The 9,336-nt window shown below is 70.2% G+C and carries 7 protein-coding genes; all 7 read left to right on the forward strand.

The genetic code is table 11. The features are described from left to right. The first annotated feature begins 335 nt into the window (after window positions 1-335). Window positions 336-1,247 (forward strand): LysR family transcriptional regulator, encoded by a 912-nt coding sequence (locus ABZ319_RS38950; RefSeq protein WP_354991615.1) that lies wholly within the window; start codon window positions 336-338, stop codon window positions 1,245-1,247. A gap of 196 nt (window positions 1,248-1,443) precedes the next feature. Beyond that, window positions 1,444-2,592 (forward strand): dimethylsulfone monooxygenase SfnG, encoded by a 1,149-nt coding sequence (gene sfnG / locus ABZ319_RS38955; RefSeq protein WP_354991616.1) that lies wholly within the window; start codon window positions 1,444-1,446, stop codon window positions 2,590-2,592. After that, entirely contained in the window at window positions 2,589-3,812 is a 1,224-nt protein-coding gene (locus tag ABZ319_RS38960) for an acyl-CoA dehydrogenase family protein (RefSeq protein WP_354991617.1), read from the forward strand. The genes sfnG and ABZ319_RS38960 overlap by 4 nt, the downstream gene beginning before the upstream one ends. Beyond that, the gene (locus ABZ319_RS38965) at window positions 3,809-5,296 is read left to right on the forward strand and encodes an LLM class flavin-dependent oxidoreductase (RefSeq protein ID WP_354991618.1); all 1,488 of its coding nucleotides are present in this window, start codon (window positions 3,809-3,811) and stop codon (window positions 5,294-5,296) included. The genes ABZ319_RS38960 and ABZ319_RS38965 overlap by 4 nt, the downstream gene beginning before the upstream one ends. Then, the gene (locus ABZ319_RS38970) at window positions 5,293-6,669 is read left to right on the forward strand and encodes a styrene monooxygenase/indole monooxygenase family protein (RefSeq protein ID WP_354991619.1); all 1,377 of its coding nucleotides are present in this window, start codon (window positions 5,293-5,295) and stop codon (window positions 6,667-6,669) included. The genes ABZ319_RS38965 and ABZ319_RS38970 overlap by 4 nt, the downstream gene beginning before the upstream one ends. A 62-nt stretch (window positions 6,670-6,731) precedes the next feature. Beyond that, window positions 6,732-7,940 (forward strand): SfnB family sulfur acquisition oxidoreductase, encoded by a 1,209-nt coding sequence (locus tag ABZ319_RS38975; RefSeq protein ID WP_354991620.1) that lies wholly within the window; start codon window positions 6,732-6,734, stop codon window positions 7,938-7,940. Window positions 7,941-8,039: 99 nt separating this feature from the next. Beyond that, window positions 8,040-9,185, forward strand: a complete 1,146-nt coding sequence (locus tag ABZ319_RS38980) for an LLM class flavin-dependent oxidoreductase (RefSeq protein ID WP_354991621.1) — start codon at window positions 8,040-8,042, stop codon at window positions 9,183-9,185. The last annotated feature ends 151 nt before the right edge of the window (window positions 9,186-9,336 follow it).

Raw genomic sequence — 9,336 nt, forward strand, 5'->3', positions numbered from 1 at the left:
GCTCGCTGGGCTCATAACCCAGAGGTCGCAGGTTCAAATCCTGTCCCCGCTACTAACGAAGTGGCCCGGAACCAAATGGTTCCGGGCCACTTTCGCGTTCTGCGGATGATTCTCGATGCCGTCGCGCCGCACCCCTCGATCGGGGGCGGTCGGTGCTCAGGCGCTCAGGTGCTTGCCGCGGGGCGGCGGGCCGGCGGCCACCTGTCGGGCCCTCGGCACACGGCACCGACCGACCGGCCCCGCCATCGACTCTCGGTGATCGCAACCCTGCAACCGTCCGGCGTCGGCGCGCACACTCGATGCGAGAGGCCAGGCGGGACCGACGAAGAGGGACCATGCGGATCGAGCAGCTCGAATACGTCCAGGCCGTGACCCGGCTGGGGTCGCTGCGGCGGGTAGCCGAGGAATCGCACCTGTCGCAACCGGCGCTGAGTGAGACGCTGCGGAACCTGGAGCGCGAGCTGGGCGTGGATCTGCTGGACCGGCGGCGGTCGGGGGCGCGGATCAGCGATCAGGGCCGGGAGTTGCTGCCCTACATCACGCAGGTGCTCGACGCGGTGGACCTGTTGCGGCGGGCCGCCGACGAACAGCATCGGGTCAGCCGCATGGTGCGGGTCGGGACGGTCAACGCCGCGACGGTGTCGCTGGTGCTGCCCGCCATCCGCGAGTTCCGCGAGGCGCATCCCCAGACACAGGTCGAGGTGGTGGACGCCCAGCAGGCCGAGATCCACACCGCGCTGCGCGAGGGGAGTTTCGATCTTGGGCTGGTGAACTACCTGCGCGGTGACGACCTCGCCCCCGAGTTCCACTGCACTGAACTGCTGCGGGGCCGGCCGGTCGTCTGCGTGCGCCCGGACAGCCGGCTCGCGGCCCTGCCCGTCGTCGGGGTCGACGATCTGCTCGGTGAATCGCTGATCGTCATGCGATCGGGATATGTGATGCACCGGTTCGTCCACCGCCTGCTGGACGGCCGGCAACCCCTGTTCTCCTATTCCACCGACGGCGCGGAAATGGGGAAGATCATGGTCGCGAAAGGCTTGGGGGTCACGGTACTTCCCGATTACAGCATCGCCGGCGATCCCCTGGCGGAAACGGGGGTGATCACCTGGCGGCCGCTCGATTGCCGGGCCACCGAAGTGGTGCTCGTGGCGCAGCGGCGCAAATCCTCGGCCCTGCCGCACGCGGCGCGCTCCCTGCACGACGTCCTGGTCCGGCGCGCCGGTTCGCTCGGCGCCCGAGCGGCCTGAGCGCGCTGAGCGGAGCCTGCCCGGCGTGGTAGGGAAAACTTATCACTGCATCGAAAATGCCTGTTGGACAGCACATTTGACTACTCCTAGGCTGGTGATCATGAGCAATAGAAGCTGTTGTCGCGGCACTCGTTGACCGCGCCACCCTGCGCGCGGGCATTCCTTCCACTTCACCGACCTCACGATGGAGCATCCTGTGTCCGCGGACAATGACGAAAATATCGCCGCCGAGCCCCTGAAATTCGCCTACTGGGTTCCGAATGTAAGTGGGGGCCTGGTCGTTTCGAATATCGAGCAGCGCACCGACTGGGGCTACGAGTACAACAAGAAACTCGCCGTGCTCGCCGAGAACAACGGTTTCGAGTACGCGCTCACCCAGGTTCGGTACATGGCCAGTTACGGTGCGGCATACCAGCACGAATCGACGAGTTTCAGCCTCGCCCTGTTGCTCGCCACCGAACGCCTCAAGGTCATCGCCGCCGTGCATCCCGGGCTCTGGCAGCCGGGGGTGCTGGCCAAACTGATCGCCACGGCCGATCACCTCTCCGGCGGCCGCGCCGCGGTGAACGTGGTCAGCGGCTGGTTCAAGGGCGAATTCACCGCCCTCGGCGAACCCTGGCTCGAACACGACGAGCGCTACCGGCGTTCGGAGGAGTTCATCGAGGTGCTGCGCCGGAGCTGGACCGAGGACGCCGCGCAGTTCGCGGGCGACTTCTACCGCCTGCGCGGCTACGACCTCAAACCCAAACCCCTTGTCTCGGATGGCCGCCCGCACCCGGAGATCTTCCAGGGCGGAAACTCCACCGCTGCCCGCGCCATGGCCGGGCGCGTCTCGGACTGGTACTTCAGCAACGGCAAGGACTTCGACGGCATCACCGAGCAGATCACCGAGGTGCGCGCCGCGGCCGCCGAGCACGGCCGCACGGTGCGATTCGGGCTCAACGGATTCCTCATCGCCCGCGACACCGAGGCGGAGGCGAGGGACACGCTGCGCGAGATCATCGCCAAGGCCGACCCCGAGGCCGTGGCGGGCTTCCGGGGCGCGGTGCAGCAGGCGGGCAGCTCCACCGGCGACAAGCGCGGTATGTGGGCCGACTCCAGCTTCGAGGATCTCGTGCAGTACAACGACGGGTTCCGCTCCAAGCTCATCGGCACGCCCGAGCAGATCGCGCATCGGATCGTCGAGTACAAGAAGCGCGGGGTGAACCTGCTGCTCCTGGGATTCCTGCACTATCACGAGGAAGTCGAGTACTTCGGCAGTCGCGTGCTGCCCCTGGTCCGCGAACTCGAGGCCGATCTGGCCTCCGGTGCGGGTGCCCCCGAGCCGGTGGGAGCGACGCGATGACCACCGTGGAAACGCAGACCACCACCGACGCCGAACTCGACGCGATCTTCGGGCCGATCTTCGAGCGCATCGCCGCGGGTGCGGTCGCCCGGGAGGCCGACCGGCAGCTGCCGTTCGAGGAGGTCACCTGGCTGCGGGCGGCGAAGTTCGGCGCACTGCGGGTGCCGGTGGAACACGGCGGTTACGGGGTCACCGTACGCCAGCTGTTCCGCCAGCTCATCGCGCTGGCCGCCGCGGAATCGAATCTGCCGCAGGCGCTTCGGGTGCACTTCTCCTTCGTCGAGGACCAGCTGCTGGCCGAGCCGGGGCCTGCGCGTACGGACTGGCTGCGTGCGGTGGCGGAGGGCACGCTGGTCGGCAATGCCATCACCGAGCCGGGGGTCGGCGCGGTCGACCGCTATCGGACACGGCTCACGCGTGACGGTGAGCGGTGGCGGCTCGACGGCACGAAGTTCTACAGCACCGGCTCGCTGTACGCCGATTACATTCTGGCCGCGGCCGATCGGGACGGCGAGCGGGTCGGCGTGCTGGTCGACGCGAACGCCGAAGGCGTGCGGCAGCACGACGACTGGGACGGGTTCGGACAGCGCCTCACCGCCAGCGGCACCACCGAATTCAGTGACGTGACGGTGACCGAGGATCGTATTCTCGGGCCCGGCTACGGCGCGCCGGGAGCCACCTACGCCACCTCCTACCTGCAACTGGTTCAGCTGGCGGTGCTGGCCGGCATCGCGCGGCGCGCGGAAAGCGATACCCGCGAATGGGTGTCGGCCCGAACCCGCGGCTACACCCATTCGGCGGCGGATCTGCCGCGGTGGGATCCCCTGGTGCAGCAGGTGATCGGACGGCTGTCGGCGGCCGCGTTCGCCGCCGAGGCGAGCGTGCTGGCGGTCGCCGACGTGCTCGACGCCGTGCTGGCCGATCGGGCGAGCGACGAATCACTCGTGGTGGCAGCCGAACTCGCCGCCGCTCGCGCACAGCTGGCGGTCATCGATCTGGTGCTGCCGGCGACCACGCTGCTGTTCGAGGTGGGCGGCGCGTCCGCGGTCTCGGAAAGCCTGCGCCTGGATCGCCACTGGCGCAACGCCCGCACCATCTCGGTGCACAATCCGGCCATCCAGAAGGCGCGTGCCATCGGTGATCACCTGCTCAACGGGTCGGACCTGCCCTTCGCCTGGAGCGCGGGGGATCGCACGCCCGCCACCGAGGTACCGTCGTGACGCGCCGCATCCGATTCAACGCCTTCGACATGAACTGCGTCGCGCATCAATCTCCCGGCCTGTGGCGGCATCCCGAGGATCAGTCGCACCGCTACACCGACCTCGCCTACTGGACCGAGCTGGCGCGGCTGCTCGAGCGCGGGCGGTTCGACGGCATCTTCATCGCGGACGTGCTGGGCACCTACGACGTGTACGGCGGCGACGATGTGGCCGCCCTGCGCCAGGGCGCCCAGATCCCGGTCGCCGACCCGCTGCTGCTGGTCTCGGCGATGGCCGCGGTGACCGAACATCTCGGGTTCGGCATCACCACCGGCACCGGTTTCGAGCATCCGTATCCGTTCGCGCGCCGCCTGTCCACCCTCGACCATCTGACGAAGGGCCGGCTGGGCTGGAACGTGGTGACCGGGTATCTGCCTTCCGCCGCAAGGAATTTCGGCGCGGACGATCAGCTCGATCACGACGAGCGGTACGACCGGGCCGACGAGTACCTGGAGGTGCTCTACAAGCTCTGGGAAGGTTCCTGGGCGGACGACGCCGTGGTCCGCGACGCCGAACGCGGCGTCTACGTGGACCCGGCGAAGGTGCATCACATCGGGCATCGGGGCAGGCACTACACCGTGCCGGGCATCCACCTGTCCGAGCCGTCGCCGCAGCGCACACCGGTGATCTATCAGGCGGGGGCCTCGCCGCGCGGGGTGCGGTTCGCCGCGGAGAACGCCGAGGCGATCTTCGTCGCCGGACCGTCCAAACGAGTACTGGCGCAGACGGTTTCCCGTATCCGCGACGCGCTCGAAGCCGCTGGGCGGGATCGGTACTCGGCCCGCGTGTACGCGCTGGCCACCATCGTCACCGATGCCACGGACGAGGCGGCGCAGCGCAAGCACCGGGAGTACCTGTCCTACGCCAGCGTCGAGGGCGGGCTGGTGTTCATGTCCGGCTGGATGGGCATCGACCTGTCCACCTACGACCTCGACGCGCCGATCGGGCAGGTCGAGAGCAACGCCATCCAATCCGCGGTGGCGGCGTTCCAGGAGTTCGACGACGACGGCCGGGAGTGGACGGTCCGCGACATCGGCCGCTGGGCCGGAATCGGCGGCATGGGACCGGTTTTCGTCGGCTCCGGAGAGACGGTCGCCGATCAGCTGCAGGACTGGGTGGCCGACACCGACCTGGACGGGTTCAACCTGGCCTACGCCATCACCCCGGGCAGCTTCGAAGATGTTGTCCGCCATGTCGTCCCGGTGCTGACCGAACGGGGCGTCTACGCCACCGACTACGTGCCGGGCACCCTGCGCAACGCGCTGTTCGAGGCGGGGGACCGGTTGCCGGGCGAACACCGGGGCACGCGCTACCGCCTCGGCGGCCCGGCGTCCACCGCGCTGCCCGCATCGGAACCTCGTTCGGGGGCAGCCGAATTCGCTTCATCTGGCCACGACACGACGACCATCGCACCTTCCCCGACAGGACGGGAGATTCACGCATGACAACGCCAACCTCCACCCGCTCGGCCGCCGTGATCGGAGCCGGGCAGACCGGCGTCACGGCCGCCCTGGGCCTGCTCGACGCCGGCTTCGAGGTCACCCTCTACAGCGACCGCGACCAGCGCGCACTGCGCGACGACGTCCCCGCCACCGGCACCGCGCTCGAATTCGGCGAGACCCAGCAGGCCGAAGCCGCGCTCGGCCTGGACACCTACACCGCCCGCGCACCTCGGCACACCGGGCTGAGCGTGCGGATCGCGGGCCCGCAGCGCGAGGAGCTCATCCAGTTCGACGGGCATTTCGAGGGCTACGCGGGCGTCGCGGTCGACACCCGGCTCAAGGCCGACGAACGCCTGACCGCCTTCCACGAGCGAGGCGGCCGCTTCGTCGTGGAGCAGATCACGCCCGAGTCCCTCGACGCGATCGCCGCCGCGGCCGACCTGACCCTGGTCGCCACCGGTCGCGGCGGCCTGTCCGACCTGTTCCCGGTCGACGAGTCCCGCAGTCCCTACACCGCGCCGCAGCGCTCGCTGCTCACGGTGACGGTCACCGGTCTCGGCCACGACGAGAGCGTGTTCGCCCATCGCAGCCGGGCGGGCGGCGCACACAGCGGTTTCTCGATCCTGGCCGATCAGGGCGAGGGCTGGTGGGGCCCGTACCTGCACAAGGACGCGGGTCCGAGCTGGGCGTTCCTGGGCTGGGCGCGCCCCGGTAGCGAATGGGAGAAGCGTTTCGGCACAGCGGATTCCGCCGAGTCCGCGCTGCGGGTCGTGCGGGATCTCTACCGTGATCACATCGACTGGGACCTGCCCGAGGTGCTGGCCGCCGAGGTGATCGCCGACGACCCGCACTCGTGGCTGAAGGGCGCCGTGCGCCCGGTCGTGCGGGCCGGGGCCGGGCACACCGCGGGCGGGCATCCGGTGGCCTCGCTCGGGGACACCTCCGCCGCCTACGACCCGATCGCGGGGCAGGGCGCGCAAAGTGGGCTGATCCAGGCGCAGCGCCTGGTGGCGGCCGCGGCCGTGCACGACGGGCCCTTCGACGCGGAGTGGATCACCGGGCAGTATCAAGCGTTCCTGGCTGCCCGCGGCGACGCGGCGAACCGGGTGACGCGCCTGTTCCTGGGCGATCCGGAGTTCGCCGACATCGGCGGCAACCTGTTCGCCGCGGCCGCCGTCGACCCGCGCTTCGCCTCGGCCCTCGTCGGGTTGCTGCATCGCCCGGCACCGTTCCAGCGGGTCGACTCCTTCGACACAGCCGGGCAGTTCATCACCGAGGTCACCGGCGAGGACGCGGCCGCGCTGCTGGCGTCCTTCGAACCCGCCGGGCGGTTCAGCCGTTCCACCTTCACAGGCAGTCTCACCGCCACCACCTGACCGGCGTCCGCGTTCCCGCGCGGACGAGCCGTGACCACCACCGAGAACACCTGGGGCACAAGATGACCGAGATCGCCGAACGACCGGTGACCGCGCGCGTGATCGCCGACGCCGACGAGGCGCTGGCGGTCGCGGCCGGGTTCGCCGAACGGCTCGCCGCCGGCGCGGCGGATCGCGACGCCCGGCGCGAACTACCGCGCGCCGAGTTGGACGAGCTGTCCGCCAGCGGGCTGCTCGGCATCACGGTGCCCCGCGAGTTCGGCGGTGCACAGGTGCCGACCGCCGTCGCCGCGGAGGTGTTCCGGCTGCTGGCGTCCGGTGACCCGAACGTCGCGCAGATCCCGCACAGTCACTTCGTGTACGTGAACGCGTTGCGGCAGAACGGCACCGACGCACTGCAACGCCTGCTGTTCGCGGAAGTGCTGGCGGGGAAGCGATTCGGCAACGCCCAGTCCGAGCTCGGGACCAAACACGTGCAGGACTACCGGACCCGGCTGCGGTCGGATCCGGCGGGCGATCACGTCCTGGACGGGGTCAAGCACTACTCGACCGGAGCGCTGTTCGCGCACTGGATTCCGGTGCTGGCCAAGGACGACGCGGATCGGATCGTGGTGGCCTACGTACCCGCCGACGCCGACGGGCTCACCGTCGTCGACGACTGGGACGGCATGGGCCAGCGCACCACCGCGAGCGGCACGGTGCACCTCGCGGGCGTCCGCGTGCCCGCCGAACACGTGGTGCCGCACCACCTCACGTTCACCGGGCCGCAGCTCTACGGTGCGCGCGCCCAGATCCTGCACACCGCGATCGATGCCGGTATCGCTCGCGGGGCGCTCACCGAGGCCGCGGAGTTCGTCCGCACCCGGAGCCGGCCGTGGTTCGAGGCCGGGGTGGAGCACGCGACCGACGACCCGCTCACCGTGCAGCGCTTCGGGGAACTGGAGGTGAGCGTGCGCGCTGCGGAGGCGCTGCTCGCGGTGGCGGGCGCGGCCATCGACCGGGCGCAGGAGGATCTCGACGACGCCGGCGCGGCGGCGGTCTCCATCGCGGTCGCCACCGCCAAGGCCGCCGCCGACCGGGCCGCCCTCGAGGTGACCAACGCGCTCTTCGAGGTCGCGGGCACCCGCTCGGCGCTGGATTCGCTGAACCTGCACCGGCATTGGCGCAACGCCCGCACCCACACCCTGCACGATCCCGTGCGCTGGAAGATCCAGCACATCGGCCGTTTCGTGCTCACGGGTACGCCGCCGCCGCGGCACGGCGTCCTCTGAAGGCGCGCTCACTCCCGGTCCGCTCCGCGATCAGCGCCCGCCACCTCGGCCGCGGCGGCGCTGCCGGACGCCCTCGATCCGCAGAACGGATGCTGAAACATGTTGCGGTTCCACTGGTTTCTACCCACCTACGGCGACAGCCGCTATCTCGTGGGCGGCGGTCACGGCACGACCGTCACCGCGGCGAGCGGTGACCGCCCCGCCGACATCGGCTACCTCGCCCAGATCGCTCGCGCCGCCGAGCATCTCGGCTTCGAAGCGGCGCTGACCCCGACGGGGGCGTGGTGTGAGGACGCCTGGCTCACCACGGCCATCCTCGCCCGCGAATCCGAGCACCTGAAGTTCCTGGTCGCCTTCCGTCCCGGTCTGGTGTCGCCGACGCTGGCAGCCCAGATGGCCGCCACCTATCAGCGGCACACGGGTGGCCGGCTGCTGCTGAACGTGGTCACCGGCGGTGAGGATCACGAGCAGCGCGCGTACGGCGACCATCTCGACAAGGACCAGCGGTACCTGCGCACCGGCGAGTTCCTGACGGTCGTCCGCCGGCTGTGGGCGGGGGAGCGGGTCACGCTGGCGGGCGACCACATTCACGTCGCCGACGCCGCCCTGGATCGCGTTCCGCACCCGATTCCGGAGATCTACTTCGGCGGTTCTTCCCCCGCCGCCGGGCGGGTCGCCGTCGACCACAGCGACGTCTATTTGACCTGGGGTGAACCGCCGGACGCCGTCGCCGCCAAGCTCGACTGGATCCGCGCGCTGGCTGCGGCGGCGGGTCGCACCCCGCCGCGCTTCGGCATCCGGCTGCACGTCATCACCCGCGACACCGCCGCTCAGGCGTGGGCCGAAGCCGACCGGCTCGTCGATGCCCTGGACCCGGCGGCCATCGCCGCGGTTCAAGCGGGGCTGGCCCGCAGCGGCTCCGAAGGCCAGCGGCGCATGCGCGCCCTGCACGGTGGCACCGTCGCCGATCTCGAGGTCTCGCCCAACCTCTGGGCCGGTGTCGGTCTCGTCCGCGGCGGGGCGGGCACCGCCCTGGTGGGCAGTCACGCCGAGGTCGCCGCACGGATCGAGGAGTATCACGCCCTCGGAATCGACGAGTTCGTGCTCTCCGGGCATCCGCATCTCGAGGAGGCCTACTGGTTCGGGGAGGGTGTGCTTCCGATCCTGGGCCGAAAGGACCTGTGGCGGCATCCGTTCCGCGATACCGCCGCCGCGGGCGCGGCGCGGGTGCCGTTCGCGCACTGAACGCGACCGTGCCGCGGCATCGGGCCCGGGAAGTTCCCGCCACCAGCGAAGTGGGGGCCGCACCAACCCCTGAGGGCGCCAGAACCCACGGCTGGTCTGACGTCGCTGTACCCACCATGGCGCATAAACACGTCACCAATAAGCCGCGGGT

Origin of the sequence: Nocardia sp. NPDC005978 (assembly GCF_040614455.1) — a bacterium.
In the GTDB taxonomy this organism is placed as follows: Bacteria; Actinomycetota; Actinomycetes; order Mycobacteriales; family Mycobacteriaceae; genus Nocardia.

Bases quoted from the DNA above. Each gene is read 5' to 3' on its own strand.
- ABZ319_RS38970 (WP_354991619.1), top strand. From the start codon at position 5,293: ATGACAACGCCAACCTCCACCCGCTCGGCCGCCGTGATCGGAGCCGGG.
- ABZ319_RS38975 (WP_354991620.1), top strand. From the start codon at position 6,732: ATGACCGAGATCGCCGAACGACCGGTGACCGCGCGCGTGATCGCCGAC.
- ABZ319_RS38980 (WP_354991621.1), top strand. From the start codon at position 8,040: ATGTTGCGGTTCCACTGGTTTCTACCCACCTACGGCGACAGCCGCTAT.
- ABZ319_RS38950 (WP_354991615.1), top strand. From the start codon at position 336: ATGCGGATCGAGCAGCTCGAATACGTCCAGGCCGTGACCCGGCTGGGG.
- ABZ319_RS38960 (WP_354991617.1), top strand. From the start codon at position 2,589: ATGACCACCGTGGAAACGCAGACCACCACCGACGCCGAACTCGACGCG.